The organism is Plantactinospora sp. CNZ320 (assembly GCF_002846275.1).
In genome coordinates, this window is the sequence record NZ_PJMP01000001.1 from 5,332,209 (window position 1) to 5,353,375 (window position 21,167).

Annotated in this window: 18 protein-coding genes and 1 tRNA gene; 11 read left to right on the plus strand and 8 right to left on the minus strand. The window is 70.2% G+C overall.

Annotated features, from left to right (window positions below; translation table 11 throughout):
• Nucleotides 1-119 precede the first annotated feature (119 nt).
• From CLT71_RS23795 to CLT71_RS23810, 4 genes are all read left to right on the plus strand, one after another.
• On the plus strand, nt 120-662 hold the full coding sequence (locus CLT71_RS23795) for a hypothetical protein (RefSeq protein WP_101369055.1): 543 nt from the start codon (nt 120-122) through the stop codon (nt 660-662).
• Between the two features lie 125 nt (nt 663-787).
• Nucleotides 788-1,828 carry an efflux RND transporter periplasmic adaptor subunit gene (locus CLT71_RS23800; protein ID WP_486483416.1) on the plus strand — a complete coding sequence of 347 codons (1,041 nt, stop codon included), beginning with the start codon at nt 788-790 and terminating at the stop codon, nt 1,826-1,828.
• Between the two features lie 62 nt (nt 1,829-1,890).
• Nucleotides 1,891-2,688 carry an ABC transporter ATP-binding protein gene (locus CLT71_RS23805; RefSeq protein WP_199187944.1) on the plus strand — a complete coding sequence of 266 codons (798 nt, stop codon included), beginning with the start codon at nt 1,891-1,893 and terminating at the stop codon, nt 2,686-2,688.
• The gene (locus CLT71_RS23810; protein WP_101369058.1) at nt 2,688-3,920 is read left to right on the plus strand and encodes an ABC transporter permease; all 1,233 of its coding nucleotides are present in this window, start codon (nt 2,688-2,690) and stop codon (nt 3,918-3,920) included. The genes CLT71_RS23805 and CLT71_RS23810 overlap by 1 nt, the downstream gene beginning before the upstream one ends.
• A 76-nt stretch (nt 3,921-3,996) precedes the next feature.
• Here CLT71_RS23810 and deoD read toward each other — a convergent pair whose 3' ends face one another.
• Nucleotides 3,997-4,704: a purine-nucleoside phosphorylase gene (gene deoD, locus CLT71_RS23815; RefSeq protein ID WP_101369059.1), complete on the minus strand. Its 708-nt coding sequence runs from the start codon at nt 4,702-4,704 to the stop codon at nt 3,997-3,999.
• 76 nt (nt 4,705-4,780) lie between these two features.
• Here deoD and CLT71_RS23820 point away from each other — a divergent pair.
• Nucleotides 4,781-4,870: transfer RNA gene (locus tag CLT71_RS23820), tRNA-Ser, on the plus strand.
• Nucleotides 4,871-5,035: 165 nt separating this feature from the next.
• Here the strand turns inward: CLT71_RS23820 and CLT71_RS23825 are convergent.
• Entirely contained in the window at nt 5,036-6,406 is a 1,371-nt protein-coding gene (locus CLT71_RS23825; protein ID WP_101369060.1) for a glycoside hydrolase family 18 protein, read from the minus strand.
• 291 nt (nt 6,407-6,697) lie between these two features.
• Between CLT71_RS23825 and CLT71_RS23830 the strand changes: the two genes are divergently transcribed.
• Together CLT71_RS23830 and CLT71_RS23835 are read left to right on the plus strand one after the other, a co-directional pair.
• Nucleotides 6,698-7,387, plus strand: coding sequence for an RlpA-like double-psi beta-barrel domain-containing protein (locus CLT71_RS23830; RefSeq protein WP_486483417.1), 690 nt, complete (start codon nt 6,698-6,700; stop codon nt 7,385-7,387).
• A gap of 282 nt (nt 7,388-7,669) precedes the next feature.
• Nucleotides 7,670-7,876: a DUF397 domain-containing protein gene (locus CLT71_RS23835; protein ID WP_101371729.1), complete on the plus strand. Its 207-nt coding sequence runs from the start codon at nt 7,670-7,672 to the stop codon at nt 7,874-7,876.
• Between the two features lie 15 nt (nt 7,877-7,891).
• Here CLT71_RS23835 and CLT71_RS23840 read toward each other — a convergent pair whose 3' ends face one another.
• The 4 genes from CLT71_RS23840 to CLT71_RS23855 all read right to left on the minus strand — a co-directional run bounded on the left by CLT71_RS23840 (nt 7,892) and on the right by CLT71_RS23855 (nt 10,963).
• Nucleotides 7,892-8,644, minus strand: coding sequence for a DUF6082 family protein (locus CLT71_RS23840; protein ID WP_143743579.1), 753 nt, complete (start codon nt 8,642-8,644; stop codon nt 7,892-7,894).
• 170 nt (nt 8,645-8,814) lie between these two features.
• The gene (locus CLT71_RS23845; RefSeq protein WP_101369063.1) at nt 8,815-9,498 is read right to left on the minus strand and encodes a flavin reductase family protein; all 684 of its coding nucleotides are present in this window, start codon (nt 9,496-9,498) and stop codon (nt 8,815-8,817) included.
• A gap of 39 nt (nt 9,499-9,537) precedes the next feature.
• Nucleotides 9,538-10,335, minus strand: coding sequence for a hypothetical protein (locus tag CLT71_RS23850; protein WP_101369064.1), 798 nt, complete (start codon nt 10,333-10,335; stop codon nt 9,538-9,540).
• Between the two features lie 91 nt (nt 10,336-10,426).
• Nucleotides 10,427-10,963, minus strand: a complete 537-nt coding sequence (locus CLT71_RS23855; protein WP_101369065.1) for a hypothetical protein — start codon at nt 10,961-10,963, stop codon at nt 10,427-10,429.
• Nucleotides 10,964-11,107: 144 nt separating this feature from the next.
• Between CLT71_RS23855 and CLT71_RS23860 the strand changes: the two genes are divergently transcribed.
• Nucleotides 11,108-11,854, plus strand: a complete 747-nt coding sequence (locus CLT71_RS23860; protein ID WP_101369066.1) for a GNAT family protein — start codon at nt 11,108-11,110, stop codon at nt 11,852-11,854.
• Nucleotides 11,855-11,996: 142 nt separating this feature from the next.
• On the opposite strand, the gene CLT71_RS23865 is transcribed toward CLT71_RS23860, so the two are convergent.
• A complete protein-coding gene (locus CLT71_RS23865) occupies nt 11,997-13,742 on the minus strand; it encodes a histidine kinase (protein WP_143743582.1) in 1,746 nt (581 codons plus the stop codon).
• Nucleotides 13,743-13,897: 155 nt separating this feature from the next.
• Here CLT71_RS23865 and CLT71_RS23870 point away from each other — a divergent pair, with 155 nt between their 5' ends.
• Nucleotides 13,898-16,270, plus strand: a complete 2,373-nt coding sequence (locus tag CLT71_RS23870) for an HAD-IC family P-type ATPase (protein WP_101369068.1) — start codon at nt 13,898-13,900, stop codon at nt 16,268-16,270.
• 194 nt (nt 16,271-16,464) lie between these two features.
• Entirely contained in the window at nt 16,465-17,337 is an 873-nt protein-coding gene (locus CLT71_RS37115) for a hypothetical protein (protein ID WP_158242291.1), read from the plus strand.
• Nucleotides 17,338-17,479: 142 nt separating this feature from the next.
• On the opposite strand, the gene CLT71_RS23880 is transcribed toward CLT71_RS37115, so the two are convergent.
• Nucleotides 17,480-19,129, minus strand: a complete 1,650-nt coding sequence (locus tag CLT71_RS23880; protein ID WP_158242292.1) for a VCBS repeat-containing protein — start codon at nt 19,127-19,129, stop codon at nt 17,480-17,482.
• Nucleotides 19,130-19,423: 294 nt separating this feature from the next.
• On the opposite strand from CLT71_RS23880, the gene CLT71_RS23885 reads away from it, so the two are divergent.
• On the plus strand, nt 19,424-21,103 hold the full coding sequence (locus tag CLT71_RS23885) for a right-handed parallel beta-helix repeat-containing protein (protein ID WP_486483418.1): 1,680 nt from the start codon (nt 19,424-19,426) through the stop codon (nt 21,101-21,103).
• The last annotated feature ends 64 nt before the right edge of the window (nt 21,104-21,167 follow it).

Below are 21,167 nucleotides of genomic sequence, written 5' to 3' on the forward strand. Positions count from 1 at the left end.
ACTCGGCCACGGATAACTCCGCCGTAAACGTCGACGGTTACGCCCCGGATACGCGTCGCCGACTTGACTTCGTCGGTATCGGCCGGCGAACCGCGCCGGCCCACGGAAGGAGTTGTGCCATGCGCCGACGAATGTCGGGCGGCTGGCTGGTCCTCCCCGTTCTCAGCCTGGCCCTCGCCGGCTGCGCCGGGGCCGACGAGGGACCGGGGGTGGCCACCGCCGGAGGTGGCACCGGAGCCGGGCCTACGGTCAGTGCCAGCGCTGCCGCGGTGAGCGACGAGGACCGCCGGCTGGAGTTTGCCAAGTGCATGCGGGAGAACGGGGTGGAGATGCCGGACCCGGAGCCGGGTCAGGGCGGGATCCGGATCCAGCAGGGGCGGGCTGACGATCCGGCCAAGATGCGGGCGGCGATGGAGAAGTGCCGCCACCTGATGCCGAACGGCGGTCAGTTGAAACTCGACCCGGATCAGGTCGAGCAGGTGCGCAAGATGGCGAAGTGCATGCGGGAGAACGGGGTACCGAACTTCCCGGACCCGCAGCCGGACGGCAGCATGCGGTTCGACCAGGCCAGCGGGATCGATCGTGACGATCCGGCGTTCCAGGCCGCGATGGAGAAGTGCCGGGGCGACTTCCCGATCCTGCGCCAGGGTGGTGGCCGATGACTGTGGGCACCCCCGTGTCCGAGGCAGGCCCGTCCGGGGACCGGCCGGCCGCAGACGGCACCGGGCCGGTTCCGGCGGCTGGCGGCGGGTCAGGGCGCCGTCGCCGGGGCGGCCGGGGTCGGGCGGTGGCGGTCGTGACCACCGCCGCGCTGGCGGTCGCCGCCGGGGTCGCCGCCGCCGTCGGATTCGGCGGTGACGATCCGGGTACGGCCACCGCCAGCAATCTGCCACCGGCGAACGCGCAGGTGACCCGGCAGACGCTCGTCGACTCGGAGACGGTCGACGGCGAACTCGGGTACGGCGAGACCCGGACCGTGGCGGTACGCAAGGCGGGCACGATCACCTCGATCGCCACCTCGGGTACCCGGGTGACCCGGGGCAAGCCGCTCTACTCGATCGACAACAACAAGGTGGTACTGCTCTACGGCGGGCTGCCGGCGTACCGGACGCTGCGTTCCGGCGACAGCGGCGAGGATGTCGAGCAGTTCGAGAAGAACCTGAGTGCACTCGGCTACGACGGGTTCACCGTCGACGACGAGTACACCTCGGCCACCGCCGAGGCGGTGCGGGAGTGGCAGGAGGATCTCGGGCTCGACGAGACCGGCCGGGTCGAGTTGGGCCAGGTCGTCTACGCCACCGGCGAGATCCGGGTGGACAGCACCGACGTCGAGGTCGGGGAGGCCGTACAGCCGGGTGGTGGGGTGCTCAGCTACAGCGGTACCTCTCGGGTGGTCACCGTCTCGCTGGACGTGGACGACCAGCGGTTGGCGAAGCGGGGTGCCAAGGTCACCGTGACGCTGCCGGACGGCAAGGAGGTGGCCGGCACCGTCGCCGCCACGGAGACGGTCATCGAGACCGGTAACGACGCACAGGGCGACCCGGAAACCAAGATCGAGGTGACGGTCACCGCCGCCGACCCGAAGGCGCTGGCCGGGTTCGAGAGCGCCTCGGTCGACGTGGCGTTCACCGCCGCCCAGCGGGAGAACGTCCTCACCGTCCCGGTCGCCGCGCTGCTCGCCCTCGCCGAGGGCGGCTACGGCGTGGAGGTCGTCGAGGGCGACGCCACCCGGATCGTCGCGGTACGGACCGGGCTCTTCGCCTCCGGTCGGGTCGAGGTGACCGGCGACGGGCTGGTCGAGGGAGCGACCGTGGGGATGCCGAAGTGAACCGGAAGGGGGCCGCCCCGGCGACCGCACCCGTCGACCCGCCGGCCGGCTCCGACGGCGTCGTGGTGCTGGACCGGGTCACGAAAATCTATCCGGGCGGGGTGCGAGCCCTCGACGGGGTCACCCTGACCATCGGGTCGGGCGAACTGGTGGCGATCGTCGGGCCCTCCGGCTCCGGCAAGTCCACGATGCTGCACCTGATCGGCACCCTCGACCGGCCGTCGACCGGCACCGTGCACATCGACGGGTACGACGTGGCGAAGCTCTCCGACCGGCAACTCTCCGCGCTGCGGTCGTCCCGGATCGGATTCGTGTTCCAGCAGTTCCATCTCGCGCCGGGCGTACCGGTGCTGGACAACGTGGCGGACGGGCTGCTCTATGCCGGCGTACCCCTGGGACAGCGGCGGCGGCGCGCGGAGGCCGCGTTGGTCCGGGTCGGGCTCGGCCACCGGCTGGACCACCGGCCGCACGAACTTTCCGGCGGCGAACGGCAGCGGGTGGCGATCGCCCGGGCCGTGGTGGGCAACCCGGCGCTGCTGCTGGCCGACGAGCCGACCGGCAACCTCGACTCGACGTCCGGGGCCGGGGTACTCACGCTGCTGCGTGAGCTGAACGCCACCGGTACCACGGTGGTGGTGATCACGCACGACCGGGAGATCGCGGCGAGCCTGCCCCGGCAGGTGCGGATGCGCGACGGACTGGTGCTCTCCGACAGCGCTCTCCCCGGCGGTGGTGCTGCCGCCGCCGGTGGCGTTGCCAGCGGTGGCGGTGGCATTGCCAGCGTTGACGGTGGCGGTGATGGCGTTGGCGGCGGTGGGCTGGCGCCGATGGCGCCGATCGTGGCGGGCGGGGTCGGCTGATGGCGGCGGCGAAGGCGAACGGGGGCGGCGCGCGACCCCGGCTGGTACCGGCCCGGATGCGGCCCCGCGACATCCTCCGGGTCGGCGGGGTCGGGCTGCGTACCCGGCCGCTGCGGGCGTTCCTCTCCGCGCTCGGCATCGCGATCGGCATCGCCGCGATGGTGGCGGTGGTGGGCATCTCCTCCTCGTCCCGGGCGGAACTCGACCGGATGCTCGATGCGCTCGGCACCAACCTGCTGACCGTCGCCCCGGGCAACACCATGTTCGGCGAAGCCGCACAGTTGCCGGAGGAGTCGGTGGCGATGATCGGCCGGATCGGCCCGGTCCAGCAGGTCTCCGCCACCGGGCAGCTCTCCGAGGCCCGGGTCTACCGCTCGGACCGGATCCCCGAGGTGGAGAGCGGCGGGATCGCCGCCCGGGCGGCCCGGCTCGACCTGCTCGACACGGTCGGGGCGGCCGTGGCCAGCGGTACCTGGCTGAACGGGGCGACGGCACGCTATCCGGCCGTCGTACTCGGATCGGCTGCGGCGGAACGGCTCGGGCTCGGCGCCGCCGGACCGGACGTACAGGTCTATCTCGGCAGCCGGTGGTTCACGGTGGTCGGGATCCTGGCACCGGTACCGCTGGCGCCGGAACTGGACCTCTCCGCGCTGGTCGGCTGGGAGGCGGCCGGGTCGTACCTGGGCTTCGACGGGCACCCGACCACCGTCTACACCCGGTCGGCGGAGCAGTCGGTCGAGGCGGTGCAGGCAGTACTCGGCGCCACAGCCAATCCGGAGGCGCCGAACGAGGTGAAGGTGTCCCGGCCCTCCGACGCGCTGGAGGCACAGCAGGCCACCGACGAGGCGTTCACCGGGCTGCTGCTCGGGCTCGGCGCGGTCGCGCTGCTGGTCGGCGGGGTCGGGGTGGCGAACACGATGGTGATCTCGGTACTCGAACGGCGGGCCGAGATCGGGTTGCGGCGCTCGCTCGGCGCGACCCGTGGCCAGGTACGCACCCAGTTCCTCGCCGAGTCACTGCTGCTCTCCGCCCTCGGCGGGGTGGGCGGAGTGCTGATCGGCATCGGGGTGACCTCGGGCTACGCCCTGTCCCGGGACTGGCCGACGGTGGTACCGAGCTGGGCGATGGTCGGCGGAGTCGGTGCGACCCTGCTGATCGGTGCCTTCGCCGGGCTCTACCCGGCGATCCGAGCCGCCCGCCTAGCCCCGACCGAGGCGCTCGCCACCCCGTAGCGGGCGGGAAGAGTGTAAGGAAGGGCCCCTGCTTATCGCTTTTTGTATAGGAAGGGGCCCTTCCTAACCAATGTGATCAGGCGACGATGGTGTCGAGGGCGATCTCGACCATCTGGCTGAAGGTCTGCTCGCGCTCCTGGGCGGTTGTCTGCTCGCCCCGCTTGATGTGGTCGCTGACGGTCAGCAGCGTCAGCGCCCGCGCCTTGAACCGGGCTGCGATCGTGTAGAGCGCCGCCGACTCCATCTCCACCGCCAGTACGCCGTAGTCGGCGAGGGTGTCGTAGAGGTCCGGACGGTCGGTGTAGAAGGCGTCGGCGGCCAGGATCGGACCGACCCGCATCGCGATGCCGCGCCGCTCGGCCACCTCCACCGAGGTACGCAGCAGCCCGAAGTCGGCTACCGGGGCATAGTCGATCAACCCGTCGAACCGCATCCGGTTCATGTTCGAGTCGGTCGAGGAGCCGATCGCCGCGATCACGTCCCGGAGCTGGAGGTCCTCGCTGAGGGCGCCGCACGAGCCGACCCGGATCAGCGACTTCACGCCGTAGTCGTTGATCAACTCGTGGGCGTAGATGGAGGCGGACGGCATACCCATGCCGGAACCCTGGATCGAGACCTCGGTACCGGACCAGCGGCCGGTGAAGCCGAGCATGCCGCGCACCGTCGAGTAGCACTTGGCGTCCTCGAGGTAGGTCTCTGCGATCCACTTGGCCCGCAGCGGGTCGCCCGGCATCAGGACCCGCTCGGCGATCTCGCCAGGCTTGGCGCCAATGTGCGTACTCATGTGGGGTCATCCTGCCAGGTCGCTCCGGCCGATACCGCCGCGACGTCGGGGCGGGGCGTCGGGTACCCTTCTCGGCGGTGGTGTGTCCGAGTGGCCTAAGGAGCACGCCTCGAAAGCGTGTGAGGGTTTACGCCCTCCGCGGGTTCAAATCCCGCCGCCACCGCCACTGAACAGGCAAAACGCCCGGCAGGTCGGAAACGATCTACCGGGCGTTCGGCTTGCGGTCTCAGTCTTGGGCCTCGGTTGCCGCCCAGCGGCTGCTACGCGGCGAGGTGTCGCGGGTCCTGGCAGCGACGCGCGGCACCTCGCCGTACGGCGACGCGGCGGCCGGTTACGGTGTCCAGAGGCCGAGGTCGATGGTCCGGGTCAGGGTCGCCTGCTCGTCGTCACCGTCCAGCGACCAGACCATCGCGCCACCCAGCCGCTCCGCGCGAATGAACAGCGTCTTCTGGAGTACGACGGCCGGGTCGTCGTACGTCCAGAACGTCGTACCGTCGTAAAGCCAGGCGGTGCCGGCGCGCAGATCGCGGTAGACCTTGAAGCCGTCCTTGCCGACCTTGGTCTTCAGCACCTTGTAGTCCTCGTAGCCCGGTTCGAAGGTGGCCGGGGCGGCGCCTCCGGTGGAGGTGCCGAAGAGTCCGTTGCGGCCACCTGTCACCCCGGTCCAGCCGCGCCCGTAGTAGGGGATGCCCAGCACCAGCTTGCGCCGTTCGGCGCCCCGGTCGAGCCAGGCGTCGATGGTGCGGTCGACCGCGAAGTCCGGCTCGGTGGCTCCGGCCGGTACCCGCAGCGCCGACTGCTGGTTGGCGACCGGTTCCCAGGTGCCGTGGAAGTCGTAGCCCTGCACGGTGGCGAAGTCCAGGTTCTTGAAGACCTTCCGGACCTCGAAGCCGGCGTCGATCGCGGCCGGGTTGGCCGGTACGAACGCGGTCAGTTCGTAGTGCTTGCGGGCCGGCTTGCCGAGCGCGTCGAGTTGGCGGCGGAACTCGGCGACCAGGGCGGTGAAGTTCTGCTTGTCCTCCGGCCGGTAGACCGTGTCGACGTCACCGGCCGAGCCCGGCCACTCCCAGTCCAGGTCGATGCCGTCGAAGACCCCGGCGAGCGAGCCGGGGCCGCCGGCGCTGCCGTCCGGGTTGGGCAGGTTGCCCTTGAGGTAGAGGTCGATGCAGGAGGTGACGAACCGCTGCCGCGACTCGGGGGTGAGCGCCGCGTCGGAGAAGTGCGTCGACCAACTCCAACCACCGAGCGAGATCAGCACCTTCAGGTCGGGGTGCAGCGCCTTGAGCTTCTGTAGCTGCCCGAAGTTGCCGTTCAGCGGCTCGCCCCAGGTGTCGGCGACGCCGTCCACACTCTCCTCGGCCGGTACCGGTCGCTGGTAGTCGGCCCAGGCGTCGCCTTCGCCCGGCCCGCCGTCGACGTAGCACCTGCCGTCCGGGCTGACGTTGCCGAAGGCGTAGTTCAGGTGGGTCAGCCGGCCGGCTGCGCCCGAGTCGTGCAACTTCTTGACTGTGAAGGCCCGGCCGTAGATGCCCCACTGGGTGAAGTATCCGACCTTGACGAAGTCGCCGCGCTGGTCGCCGTCGTGCCGGGACGGTGCGTCGGAAGCGGCCGAAGCCGGGGGTACGACGATGCCGGCGAGCAGTGCGGTCACGGCGGTGGCTGCGGTGAGGGTACCGAGTCGACGGAGGACAGATCGGCGCATATGCACTCCTGAACGGGGGATGGAGCGTCGACGGAACAGTTAGGAAACTTTCCGGTGCCTGCTCTGCAAGGTAGGGCCGTCGATGTCGGACGGTCAAGTGTGCTGCGCCGGATCGCACCGAAGGTGTAGCGGTGAGTAGTTAAAGAACATTTAGGATTCTGAACTGATCCAATCCGAACGTGCCTCGCGTATCCACCGGCGGCTGCAACCGGCAGCAGCAGACGATCGAGGGAGCGGTGGATGTACGGGCGACGCAGGACGACCGGCCGAGCACGCAAGGTGTTCCTGGGCGTGACGGCGGCGGCTCTGCTCGGCGGCGCGCTGGCCGTCGGCACCGGACTCGGTAACGCGGGCGAGAGCTGTGCGGGCCTGGACACCGCACTGCGCAACAACCTGAACTTCATCGCCGGCCAGCAGGCGAACCCGGACGCGCTCTCCGAAGCCCGGATCGCCAACCGGCAGGCCGTGGTCGACCTGATCCAGCAGCGCCGGGCCACCGCCGGCTGCACCGCCGACGTACGCGCGGACAGACCGGTACCGCCCGCCGCCCCGCCCGCGTCCGAACCGACCGGTACCCCGGCGAAGCCTCCGGCCCAGCCGCCCAAGGCACCCGCCCAGCCACCGGCCAACTCCGGCGGCACCGGCTCGAACGGAAGCGGTGGCGACGGGAGCGACTCGGATGGAAGCGGTGCGGACAGGAGTGGCTCGGACGGGCAGGGCTCGGGCGGAGCGGGTGAGGTGGTCTGCAAAGGCTCCACGGTCACCCTCTTCAACGAGGACGCCGGCCCAGCGGCGTCCAGCGGCACGTTCCCGATCGGCACCACGTTGAAGGTCACCAACCTGGACAACAACCGGAGTGTCACGGTCAGGGTGACCAGCCCGTCCGGCAGTTGCGTACTGCTCAACAACGCGGCGTTCGAGCAGGTACGGGAGCCGGGCAAGTTCCTGATCCGACGGCCGGTGATCGAACGGATCGGCTGACATTCACGCTCGGGGTTGCCCGGAGACCGCACCGCCGACCGGCCCGGGCCACCCGGCCGGCTGGGCTCACCGCAGTCTGCGTACGATCACGCGTGCCGAAGATTCCGACACGATCTGACGTCTCGGCGCCGATTGCGTGAGGCGGGTCAGCCACAGGGCCTCTACCAGGCGAAACGCCGTATCTCGTGGTCTCCGCCGTGCTATGTTCATCGGCCGACGGCCCTTGGCGGGCATGGCTATGTCAGGTCAGGTGAGGAAAGGGAAACGGTGGGCTCCGACCGGATGGTTTCTGATCAGCCAGGGTGGCGGCGCAGTTCGCGGTGCGTTGCCGAGCACCATTGTGTCGAGTTCACCCTGATGGGTGACGGTGTGGCGCTCCGGAATTCCCAACAGCCGACGGATGTGCTTCTGGTCGGAAGCAGCGAGTGGCGTGCGCTCGTCGCCGGAATCAAGGCAGGCGTCTTCGGCACACCGGGTGCCGACGCATAGATTTCGAGCCCCGTCTTATTCCGTGGCGCGCGACTCTCGCCTTCGCTGCGGTCGTACGACCTTGTCGCCGAGTCGGGCCGACTTGGCGAAGCTGTTCCAGGGTGGGTTGACCGCAAACCCCGGTGGTTCGTACGGGCGTGACGGCGGACCGGCCTTTACGGCGCGAAGATATTCCTCGTTCACCAGGGCCATGAAACGGGCGGCCCGGGTGCGCGGCTTGCGGTAGAGGTGCCAGTCGCCGTGCCGCTGCCAGAACAGCCGGGGAACCTCGCTGTCGAAGAACTGTGCCAGGAAGTTGCGGGCTTCGGGGGCGGTCAGGCCGCCCCGCTCCCAGGCGCGGGTCCAAGACTTGATGATCAGGCTGCAGTAGTAGAACAATCGCTCGTCAACGTGTTCCGGTGAGACCCGCGAACCCCAGCACTGGCAGTATTCTGGGTTCTCGATCGCGAGTTTCACCAGATCCTCGGTGCGTTGGTGGATCGCCTGCATCCGTTCGTATCTGAACTGGCCGTACTGGAGCGCCACCGAGGCGGAGACGACCAACAGAGCGAGTGCGGCCAGGAGCGCCGAGGCGGCTCCGTACGCCTGCCCGATCTCGCTGGCTCGCGAGTAGTCGTCACCTCTGGTGTAGAGACGATTGAGGATCGCTGGCGACACCGTCGCGACGAGTAGTGTGGCGCCCAGCAGGAACATTGACACGACGAGCAGTACGCGTCGACCGAGTGTGCGCCCCAGTTCGCCCAGAGCGTAGGGCTCGCGAACGGCCATCCGTGACTCCTCCATCGGGCCGGGTCAGATAGCAATTCTGCGTGCTGCCCTCCGATGACTTCCGCTGTCACGCATGTTCATTCACAATCTTACGGAAGACCTGCTGTTTTGCCCCGGTATATCATGCTCCGTCAATCCGTGGAAGTTCCATTCTCTCACAATTACCGATCTTAGACGGTGCTGCGGACGCCGCAAATGTTGTTGGCACAACCAGTATCCGGCCTCAGTGCCGGAAGCCGGTGCGGCATCTGCCAGCCTTCGGCGAGCCTCGACGGGTGCACATTGCGGCCGCCGCCGAAGAACTCACAGAACTTCATGATCAGCGGATCCCAGCCCAGCGGGTCGACGTGGTGCGTGCCGGGGATGACCAGGGACTCGTCGACGTGCGCGCGGAGTACCTCGACCTGGAAGGCGGTGCAGTCCGGGGTCGGCTCGGCCATCGGCAGCACCGAGACGACCCGGCACTCAAGCTGGATCGGGCACTGCGCGACCCGGGGTGCCCGGACCAGCTCGGACGGCTGTTCGGTCAGCCCGGCGAGGGCGAACTTGTCCGGCTCGTACCGGTAGCCCTGCGCCAGCTTGTGCTCCGGCACCTCCCGCTTCCCGGTGGTGAGCGCGATCCGGTCCACCGCGTCGACCATCGCCGACGAGGGCAGGTTGAGTACGCACTCCCGCTCCCGCCGCAGGTTCGCCGTCGTCTGGCCGCTGTTGCCCAGCCCCAGCATGCCAGCCTGCCCGAGCCACCAGGCCGAGGACATGGGTGCGAGATTCGCGCTGCCGTCCTCGTTGCGGGAGCTGATCAATACCACCGGAGTGCCGAAGTACAGCACCCTGAGCCCGGGAACGATGTGCATGCGGCAACACTGGTCGGCCGGGCGGGTGATTGCTGGCGGTCATCGGACGTGACGTTCCGGCAGGTCGGCCGGGGGCACGACGAGCCTCAGCACCGTACGCCCGGCAACCTCGGCGGGAACGAACCACTCCGGGACGTCGACCAGTTCCGCGAGGTGCTGCCGTGCCTGGTCGACCGACATCGATTCGGGGATGCCGACGTGTCCCAGCTCGACCTCCCGGATGTCGGCCCGGAAGGTGTACCGGAACTCCCGGTCACCGATGTAGGTGAGCGCGATCCGTCCCTGCCAGTCGATCCGGTAGCCAACGCCGCTCGGCTCGCGAACGAAGTCGACCTGGTGCCCGGCGACCGAGTCGTGGCCGAGCAGATAGATCCGGAACGCCGGTGCGACCGCCGGGTCGGCGATCGGCAGCGCGTCGGCGGTCAGCCGTTGCGGCTGCGGCCCGGCGAACCGGAACGGGCGCCCGGGGGTCGCTGCCACCAGCCCTGTCGCCCCCTCCCAGCCCGAGCCGAGCGTGCAGGAGTGGTAGTTCTGCCAGACGATCGGGGCGAGGAAGTCCTCGACATCCTCATCCTCGTCCTCGATGCCTTCCTCACCCGATCCCTCGGCTGATTCCTCGGCTGATTCCTCGGCTGATTCCTCGGCCGATCCCTCGCCCGATCCCCCCTCGCCTGATTCCTCGGCCGGATCGCCGTCGGCTTCGTCGTAGTCCGCAGTCTCCAGCATGAGGTCGAACCAGAGTCGGCCGGCGTCGTCGAGCCGGCCGGTCCAGTCGAACGCGGTGACGCGGTGCCCGTCCGGCCATGGGTTGCCGGGGAACCAGATGGTGCCCTGCACGGCTCGATGCTATTGCCGGCCTGCCGCACCTCCGCCACCGCCCGCGACGCTGCCCGGCCGGACGTCGACGCCGCCAGGGCGCGGCGGCGGGTCAGCAGGTGCCGAAGCCTTCGTCGAAGAGGCGCTTCGCGTAGTCGGTGTAGCCGGCGACGGTCTTGCGGACCGTCCGTCCATCATGGAGAAACAGGTAGGCCCGATCGCCCTGCATGGCGAGCAGCCCGTCGTAGCGGTAGCTGCCGGCCGGCGCGGTCAGCCGGGTGGCGGTCGGATAGGCGGCCTCGACCTGGCCGACCGGGGTGCCGGCGGTCACCCCTTCCGGGGTACGCACCGGAGGGCTGGCCCAGAGCAGCACCAGTCGGTCGTCGGCGAAGACCGGACTGACGGTGGCCGGGTCGGTCAGGCTCGGGCCGCAGGCGGGGGCCGGTTCGGCGTGCAGTTCACCGCGCCGGAACAACTCCTGCTCCGTGTCGCCGAACCTGATGTCGCGGACGCCCTTGAGATGGAGGACGTCCGGCCCGTAGGCAGGTGTGGTCGCCGGCTCGTCCGAGACCGTCCGGTACGCATGACAGACCGCCACCGCACTCGCCACGAGTACCGCCACGAGACGTACGACTTTTCGTGCCTCCATGTCACCCTCCGGTGGCACAGCGTAGTTTATCCCGGATTGATCTGGTTGGTCGGGGTGTGGGTCGGCGTCCACACCCTGTGGATAGCACATGTGTACGAGCAAAGTCGGTTACGCCGCGCGCAGCCCGACCGGCAGAATCCAGCCATGGTGATCATCGCCGAGCCGCTGCACGCGCGGCCTCGATCCACTGAGGAGCTGGCCTGGCTCGGCGACGGCTGGCCGGAGTTCATCTTCCACGACCAGGGGGCCGCCCGACTCCTCGGCCGGATCCGCGAACTCTTCGCCGGGCTGGAAGTCGTACTCCTCGACGGCGCTGACGAGCAAGCCGACGGTGGCGAGATCGTGGCCGCCGGCTGGGCGGTGCCGCTGCGCTGGACGGGCGCCGTCGACGACCTGCCGACCGGTTACACCGGCGCACTGGCCCGGGCGCTCGGCGGGTACGACGCCGGTGAGCCGCCGGACACGCTCGCGATCCTCGCCGCACAGGTCCGGCCCGACCATCAGCGTCGGGGACTGGCCGGGCAGCTGCTGCGGGCACTCGGCGACCTCGCCCCCGCACAGCACCGGGTGATCTGCCCGGTTCGACCGACCAGCAAGGACCGCTATCCGCTCACCCCGATCGACCGGTACGCCGGTTGGACCCGGCCGGACGGCACACCGTTCGATCCGTGGCTGCGTACCCACGTGAGGGCCGGTGGGCGGATCCTGGCGATGGCGCCCCGATCGCAGGTGATCACGGGCACCGTCGCGGAGTGGCAGCGCTGGACCGGCCTGGAGTTTCCCGACTCCGGCGAGTTCGTCATCCCGGACGGCCTGGGTACGCTCCGCATCGACCTGGAAGCCGATCGGGGAACCTACGTCGAACCCAACGTCTGGGTCCAGCACCGGTGACCCGTCGATCGCGCCGGACCCCGACACCACCGCCCGCACGACGCGACGGTGCACGAGGCCGGATGCGACGGCTCACGAGGGCCGGTAGCAACGGTTCACGCCCTCGCGAGCTGGGCTGGGCGACGAGGCCGGGAGCAACGGTTCACGAGGCCGGAAGCAGGTCCTTCGACACCAGTTTGCCGTGTGCTGCGCAGAGCCGGTAGACGTCCAGGCGTGGCTGGAGCACGTTGCCGTGCGAGCGGTAGTACCGGCAGTCGGCACCGGCCGGGGCTGGCAGCGGATCCGGGTCGAGCGGTTCCAGTATCTCCCGGCGAGGCAGCAGCGGGAGCGCGCTGGCCCAGTCCTGCCCGACCCGCAGCGCCGCGTACCGTTCCGGGCTGAGCACCGAGTTGCTGGTCGCGTAGAGGTAGTAGCCGAGAGCGGCACCGCCGAGCGTCGCGGCGAACGTGGCCAGCACCATGGTCGCCCCGACCAGTCCCCGCCGGGCCTCCCGGTGCACCCGGCGACGCCGGTCGGCAGCCGATCCGGCTGTAGGGGACGCGCCGGACGACGGCGGATCCGCCGGCGCTGCCGCGCTCTGCCACCCGGCAGGGCAGGGCAGTCGGGCGAGGACCTCGCCGGGCAGTCGGGCGACGACGTCGCCGGGCAGTCGGGCGACGACCTCGAAGCCGCCGTCCCGCGCGCCGGTGCGCAGGGTGCCACCGGTCAGCCGTACCCGCTCGCGAAGCCCGACCAGGCCGCGCCCACCCCCGACCGGGACCGTCGCGGGCCGCGGTGCGGCCGGCGGCCGGGCATTCACCACGCTCACCACCACCGCCCCGCTCTCGTCGACCTCGAGCCGTACCCGCACCGTCGCACCGGGCGCGTGCTTGTTGGCGTTGGTGAGTGACTCCCGTACCACCCGGTAGACGGTCCGTCCCACCTGCGCCGGAAGCGGCTCGGCCGGGCGGCGCCTGTCGTGCAGTTCCACCGGCATCCCGGCCGCCCGCGCCCGGCGTACGAGGTCGGCGAGATCCCCGGCCCCGGCCCCCGGCGCCGGTTCGGTCTTCTCGCCACCGGCACCGCTCTCGGCACCGCTCTCGGCACCGCTCTCGGCACCGCTCTCGGCACTGCTCTCGGAAGCGCGCTCGGCACCGCTCTCGGAATCGAGATCGTCCCGCAGGACGTCGATGATGTCCCGCAACTGCCCGGTGGCGGTCGCCGCGCCGGCCCGCAGTTGCGCGGCGACCGCCCGGGTCCGCTCGTCCAGGTCAGTGGACACCTCAAGGGCGCCGGCCCGGAGCGCGAGCAGGCTCAGCTCGTGGCCGAGCGAGTCGTGCATCTCCTCGGCGATCCGGGCGCGCTCACGGAGGCGTACCTCGCGGGTCAGCATCTGCTGTTCACGTTCGAGTCGCTCGGCCTGCTCCCAGCCGGCGGCGATCAGCGCGCGCTGCTGCCGCCGGTAGCGGCCGACCAGCCACGGAAAGAGCCCGGCGTAGACAAGTGCGCCGGCCATGGTCGCCCAGGCCACGAAGCCGGACCAGCTCAACACCAGCGGGGTGCCGAGGACCGCGAACGCGCAGTAGCTCGCCACCGCCGGCCAGGTGTTCTCGGTGCGCCGGCCGAGCAGATAGCTGACCAGCGGCAGGCCGAAACTGTAGTTTCCGTCCAGCACGCAGAGCAGCACCACGGCGAAGAGCGGGACCAGCGGCAGGCGGCGCCCCACCGCCACCGCACCGCCCCAGAGCGCCAGGCCGGCGAAGAGCAGCCCGATCGGGTACGCCCGGTGCCCGGTCCACGACGAGTACACCAGGCCGGCCAGTGACGCCCAGAGCAGCACGTCCACCAGGAGAGTCCGGCAGCGCCACCGCCCGCCCTCGAACCGGTTCGCCTGGGCCACGGGTCGCACCGTTTCGACGGTACGCAGCGAAGCAGCGCCCGACGATCCGGGACGTCGCCCCACCGACCCGGAAATGCCGGCGTCTTCGACCCTGAGAAAGCTCAGGGTCGACGGCTGACCATCGGGCGCAGCCGACCGGCGGCCCGGATTCGTAGCTTCGAGCGATGCTGACAACCGAAGCCGGGCTGAGTACCGCCCAGGTCGCCGAGCGGATCGCGGCGGGGCAGGTGAACGACGTACCAGTGCGGTCCGGGCGGAGCGTCGGGGAGATCGTCAGGGCGAATCTCTGCACCCGGATCAACGCGATCATGGGTGTGCTGTTCGGGATGATCCTCGCGGTCGGCCCGATCCAGGATGCTCTCTTCGGTGGCGTGATCATCGCCAACACCCTGATCGGGGTGGTGCAGGAGCTGCGCGCCAAGCGCACCCTGGACCGACTGGCGATCGTCGGCGCGGCCCGCCCGGTGGTACGCCGCGACGGCCAGGCCGTCGAGGTGACCTCCGCCGACCTGGTCCTCGACGACCTCGTCGAGCTGGGACCCGGCGACCAGATCGCGGTCGACGGGGTACTGGTCGAGGCGGAGCAACTGGAGGTCGACGAGTCGCTGCTGACCGGCGAGGCCGACCCGGTGGTGAAGCAGGCCGGCGACCCGCTGCTCTCCGGCAGCTTCGTCACCGCCGGTGTCGGGGCGATGCGGGCCACCAAGGTCGGCCGGGCGGCGTACGCGGCCCGGCTCGCCGAGGAGGCCAGCCGGTTCACCCTGGTCAACTCGGAGCTGCGTGGCGGCCTGAACACCATTCTGCGGTTCGTCACCTGGCTGATCGTCCCGACCGGACTGGCCCTGATCGTCAGCCAGTACCTGGTCAACTCCGACGACCTGCCGGAGGCGGTACGCCGGATGGTCGCCGGACTGGTTCCGATGGTGCCGGAAGGGCTGGTCCTGCTCACCTCGGTCGCGTTCGCGGTCGGGGTGATCCGGCTCGGCCGGCAGCGCTGCCTGGTGCAGGAGTTGCCGGCGATCGAGGGACTGGCCCGGGTCAGCGTGGTCTGCCTGGACAAGACCGGCACGCTCACCGACGCGGCGATGACGGTGGCCGAGGTACGCCGCCTCGACCCGACCGCCCCGGTGCCGGAGGTGCTGGGTCTGCTCGGCGCGGCTGACGAGCGGCCGAACTCCAGCCTGCGGGCGGTTGTCGAGGCGTACCCGGCGCCGCCGGACCGAACCGGGGCGAGGGCGGGGTGGCGGATCGGGGAGCGGATCCCGTTCTCGTCCGCCCGGAAGTGGGGCGGGGCCACCCTCACCGACCCGGACGGGATCAGTCAACAGTGGCGGCTCGGCGCTCCCGACGTACTGCTGCCGGCCGGGCATCCGGCGCTGGCCGAGGTGGACGCGTACGGCGCCCGGGGCCTGCGGGTACTGCTCCTGGTGTGTAAGGAAGGGCCCCCGCTACAACAGAAAACGATAAGCGGGGGCCCTTCCTTGCACCCAGTCGCGCTGGTGGTGCTTGCCCAGCGGTTGCGGTCGGAGGCGCCGGACACGCTGCGGTACTTCGCCGAGCAGGGCGTGGCGGTGAAGGTCCTCTCCGGCGACAACGCGCTCTCGGTGGGCGCGGTGGCCCGCAGCCTCGGGCTGCCCGGCGCCGAGCACCCGGTCGACGCCCGGGACCTGCCGACCGACCCGGTGGCACTCGCCGAGGTGCTGGGCCGGCACACCGTGTTCGGGCGGGTCGGGCCGCAGCAGAAGCGGGACATGGTGGCCGCGCTCCAGGGTGTCGGGCACACGGTGGCGATGACCGGGGACGGGGTCAACGACGTACTCGCGCTGAAGGACGCGGACATCGGGGTGGCGATGGGCTCGGGCAGCCCGGCCAGCCGCGCGGTGGCGCAGATCGTGCTGCTGGACAACAACTTCGGCGCGCTGCCGGCGGTGGTCGCGCAGGGGCGGCGGGTGATCGGCAACATCGAGCGGGTCGCGAACCTGTTCCTGACCAAGACGGTCTACTCGGTACTGCTCGCCGTGGTCGTGGTGTTGAGTCAGGTGCCGTACCCGTTCCTGCCCCGGCACCTGACGATCATCTCGTCGCTGACCATCGGCATCCCGGCGTTCTTCCTGGCGCTCGCCCCGAACTCCGAGCGGGCCCGGCCCGGTTTCGTCGGCCGGGTGCTGCGGTCCGCCGTACCGTCCGGGGTGGTGGCGATGGCGGCGACGATCACGTCGTACCTCTTCGCCCGGAGCGTCTACGGCGGTGACCTGGCCGCGGAGACCTCGGCCGCGACGCTGACCCTCTTCCTGGTCGGGCTCTGGGCGGTGGCGATCATCGCCCGGCCGTACACCTGGTGGCGGATCCTGTTGGTGCTGGCCCTCGGCCTCGCCTTCGTGACCATCCTGGTGGTGCCGTTCCTCCAGGAGTTCTTCCAGTTGAGTCTGGTCGGCACGACGGCACCGGCTGCGGCGGTCGGACTCGCGGTCGCCGCCGGGGTACTGCTGGAGCTGATCCGGGTCGCCGTGCGCCGGACCGTACGCCATTCCTCGTGACTGTCCGGCAGGGCGGCACGAATTGGTGAGTCGGGTGTGGACTCCTGTCTCGTAACCTCGTTCTCGGCCGGGAAAACCCAGGTCGGAGGCGGGTCGGACCCGAAAGAAAACGGGTTCGGGGAACTGTCGGGGAATTGACAGTTCGGGCGACCCGAATAGCGCGAGGAATCGCGAGGAACGAGGAGAGCTGCCCCATGTACGTACGACGGAACGGCGCTGGGCGTACCCGACGGATCGTCACCACCGCGGGCCTGGCGTCCGCCGCGCTGCTGGCGAGCCAGTTGGCGCTGGTCGCGCCGGCCAGCGCGGTACCCGGCCTGGTGTTGAAGGTGACGGGCGGCCCCAGCAACAGCGACTGGAAGTCCACGAACGCGCAGTGTCCGGCCGGCACGACAGTGCTCGGCGGCGGCGGGCGGATCGAGAACGGCAACGGTCAGGTGACGATGGACACCATGCTGCCGCTGGTCGGCGGTGAGGCGTACTCGGTGACCGGGCGCGAGGACGGCAACGGGTACGGCAACGACTGGTCGATCACCACGAGCGCGCTCTGCGCCCCGGCACCGGCCGGCCTGGAGACCCGGACCCAGTTCTCCGACCACGACTCCAACCTCGGCAAGACGATGGAGGTCGAGTGCCCGCCCGGCAAGAAGGTCCTCGGTCTCGGCGCGGAGATGTCCGGCGGGCTGGGCCGGGTGGTCATCGACGACCTACGCCCGAGCGCCGACCTGACCAGCATCACGGTGACCGGGATGGAGGACGGTGGCCCCGACTACGCCGGAAAATGGACGATGGTCGGCAAGGCGATCTGTGCGACCCCGCCGGCCGGACTGGTCCGGGTGACCGGCTTCGGGGTCCTCGACTCGACCAGCCCGAAGACGGCGGTCGCCCGGTGCCCGGTGGGCAAGCGGGTGCACGGTGTCGGCGGTGAGATCGACAACGGCCAGGGCGAGGTACGGATGACCGCGATGTGGGCGAACTCGTCGACCACGGTCACCGTGACCGGTGCCGAGGAGGAGGGCGGCTACGGCAACTCGTGGGCCGTCAAGGCGTACGCGATCTGCGCCTGATCGGGCGCGCGTCCCGTACTCCCGGATCCCCGTCCGCCCGCGCAGGGCGGACGGGGATCCGTCGTCGTTTCCGGCTGCCGGCCGCTGCCACCGTCGCCGGCCTCGACCCCGGGCCCGCCGACCCCGGGCCCGCCGACTCCGGTCAGCGGTGCAGGAGCGTGTGGCCGAGGGTGTACACCCCGAGGTCCGAGCCGGTCCAGACGTCGGCCACGATCAGACCGGCGAGCGTCCGGGTGTCGGTGGGGCGGCGCTTCACCGTGTACCAGAGGTCCACTTCGACCATCAGCCCGCTGTCACCGACCCGGCTCCCCGAGACGAGCATGTCGAGCGGGCCGGTGCCGTCGAGGTTGAGGATCGAGGTCGCCTCGCCGAAGTAGTCCTCGGTGGCCGGCGAGCCGAGAGGGTTCGGCTGCTGGTCGTGCAGGGGCCCGTTGGGGGTACCCGGGATCAGCATGACCGAGCCGGCGCCGGTCAGCCCCTGGGCGGTACCGGGGATGAGCAGCACCGCTCCACCGTCCCGTACGGTACCGGCGTCGTACCCCATCGCCCCGGTGAGTACGTCGGCGCGGCCGTCCCCGGTCACGTCCCCGGTCGACAGTGCGTGTCCGAAGGACGAGTGCGGCGACCCACCCTCCACATAGGCGTGCGGGTCGCCGGGGACTCCCGGCGTCTCCATGCTGATCACAGTTGCCTTCGCGATGTCCATTCCCGAAGGCGTGCCGGGGACGTAGGCGATGTAGCCGATCCAACTCCTCGGGGCACTGGTGACCACGTCTCCGTCCCCGTCGCCGTCGATGTCGGCGATCACCGTCTCGTCACCGATGCCCCGGCTCTCCAGGTCGAGGCCGTTGAGCAGGGTGGATCCGGTGGTCGTGATCCCGCTCGGGCCGCCCCGCAGCAGTGTGACGAACCCGCCCCGGTACGGGTTGAGGTAGTCGTCGCCGTGGTAGGGGGCACCGACGGCCAGTTCGGCGTACCCGTCCCCGGTCGTGTCGCCGATCGCCAGCGACGTGCCGAAGCCGGCGTTGAGCACTGCCGGTTGGCTGGTGAGCAGTTGGACGTTCGCCGTGCTGAGCCCTGTCGGGCTGCCGTAGAAGAGGGTGACCGAGCCGGTGTTGGCGACGCCGCCGACCGTCTCGCCGTAGGCGCCGACCGCGAGATCGTCCCGGCCGTCGCCGTTGACGTCGCCCGCGGCGAGTGCGCCGGCGAACATGTCGTAGCCGCTCATCTCGCCCGGCACCCCGGTGGTGTCCTGGTTGAGATGCTGGCGGCGGTCGAGGTCGAGGCCGGTGGCGCTGCCGTAGAAGATCCAGGCCGCACCGCCGAAGGCGGCGCCGGTGGCGGTGAACTCGCCCGGGTTGCCGACCACGAGATCGGCGTACCCGTCGCCGTTGAAGTCGCCGGACGTCATCGAGTCGCCGAAGTTCGGCCGGGTCGGCGACGTGATCGGCGCGGTTATGTAGTCGCGTTGCGGCAGGCCGGAGTAGGTGACGACGACGCCGTAGCCGCGCGACAGGAAACCGCCCGCGACGATCTCGTCCCTGCCGTCCCGGTCGATGTCGAGCCGGGAGATCGTGGCGGCGGCGGCGAGTTTCGGAGCGGCCGTGCCGGAGGTCCGGACACGCTGGACGTCGAGCCCCGCACCATCCCGGTTGATGGTGGTGCGGTCTGCGGTGGTGGTGCCGGGTCGTGGCTTGACGGGTGCTCCGGCGGCGCTGGTCGGTGACAGGCCCACCAGGAGGACGGCGACACATGTCGCTCCGGCGATCCGGCGCAGCCGAGCAGTAGCCATTGATTTCTCCCCGTGAACCCAGTGTCGGGCACATGATGCCAGGCCAGTCCCCGGATCGGCTACGCGGTTCGGAGGACGAGCAGCGCTCCGCCCTCGGCGCATCCTCCACACAGGAGTGCAACAAACCTGCACGTTCCCGCCCTTGCGTCTCCGGTAAGCGCTTTCCTAATCTGTTGTTCATCGATGTTTCGATCCTCGACCGGGCTGAGGGTGCGGACAGAAGTCACACACGCGGTGCCGGGGCTGTGGAGGGCCTTGCCCCCCGCACCGCGCTCACTCCTGAGGAGTCCACCAGTGAGAACCGCAGTACGACGCAAACTCCTTGCCAGCGGTACCGCCGTGGTAGCGGCGGCCGCGGTCGCAGCCGCGCTGCCGGTGACCCGGGCGTTGGGTGCGGCCGGCGGCCCGGGAACCGTGTCGGTGAGCGCCGACGCGACAAACCTCAGCCTCGGGGCCGGTGCCGACGGGTCCAGCAAGGCCAGCGGCACCAGCTACGGCAACGTGCTCGACGGCAACATGAGCACCTACTGGTCGCCGGCCGGCTCGACCGGTCGTATCTCGATCAAGTGGGGTTCCGCCACGACGGTTGCCTCGATCAACATCCGTGAGGCGACCGGCGCCGTCGGGGTCATCGGCTCCTGGCGGGTCGTCAACAACGACACCGGCGCCACCCTGGCCACCGGTACCGGCACAGGCAACGGGGCCATCACCTTCGCCGCCACCTCGCTACGTAAGATCAACTTCGAGATCACCGGTGCGACCGGTACGCCGAGGGTCGCCGAGTTCGAGACGTACGCCTCGGGCACGACCACCCCGCCGACCAGCGGGCCGACCACCCCGCCGACGACCACCCCCGGGCCGACCACGCCGGCACCGACCACGCCCCCGCCGTCGAGCAGCACGCTCTACGTGGCGCCGACCGGGACCGACGGCGCGGCCGGCACGGAGGCGAACCCGACGACGCTCACCTCCGCGATCACCCGGGTCGCCGCCGGCGGCACGATCTACCTGCGCGGCGGCACCTACCGCTACTCGCAGACCATCACCATCGGCCAAGGTAACAACGGCACGTCGAGCGCGCGAAAGAACATCTTCGCCTATCCGGGCGAGACGCCGATCCTCAACTTCTCGGCCCAGAGCGAGGATCCGGCGAACCGCGGCCTCCAGGTGGGCGGATCGTACTGGCACATCCGGGGCATCATCGTCGAGCGGGCCGGGGACAACGGCATCCTGCTCGCCGGAAACAACAACATCATCGAGCGTACGGTGACCCGCCACAACCGGGACTCCGGGCTCCAGCTCTCCCGGCTGGTGGCAGACGCGCCCCGTGACCAGTGGCCCGCCAACAACCTCGTGCTGAGTACCGTCTCGCACGACAACGTCGACTCCGACGGTGAGGACGCCGACGGTTTCGCCCCGAAGCTCACCGTCGGCCCCGGCAACGTCTTCCGCTACACCGTTGCGCACAACAACATCGACGACGGCTACGACCTCTACACCAAGAGCGACACCGGGGCCATCGGTGCGGTGACAATCGAGTCCTCCCTCGCCTACAACAACGGCACGCTGAGCAACGGCGGCCAGGCCGGCAACGGCGACCGCAACGGCTTCAAGCTCGGCGGCGAGGACATCGCGGTGAACCACACCATCCGGGGCAACATCGCGTACGACAACGGCAAGCACGGGTTCACCTACAACCGCAACCCCGGCACGATGACGGTGTCGAACAACGCCAACATCGGCAACACCGAGCGCAACTTCAACTTTGACGGCGGCTCCTCGGTGTTCCGGAACAACACCTCGTGTGACGGCGGCTCGAACGACCGGATCGTCGGCAACTCCGACAGCTCGAACCAGTTCTGGTCCGGTACCAACGGATCCCGGTGCTCCCAGTACTCCGGCGCGCTGGGCTGGTCCTTCGCCTCCGACGGTCGCCTCGTGGTGACCTTCGGCGGCAGGGTGGTCACACCGTAACGAGTCAGTCGTACGACGCCGGCGTCATCGCAACGATGGCGCCGGCGTCTCGCGTTCGCGGCCG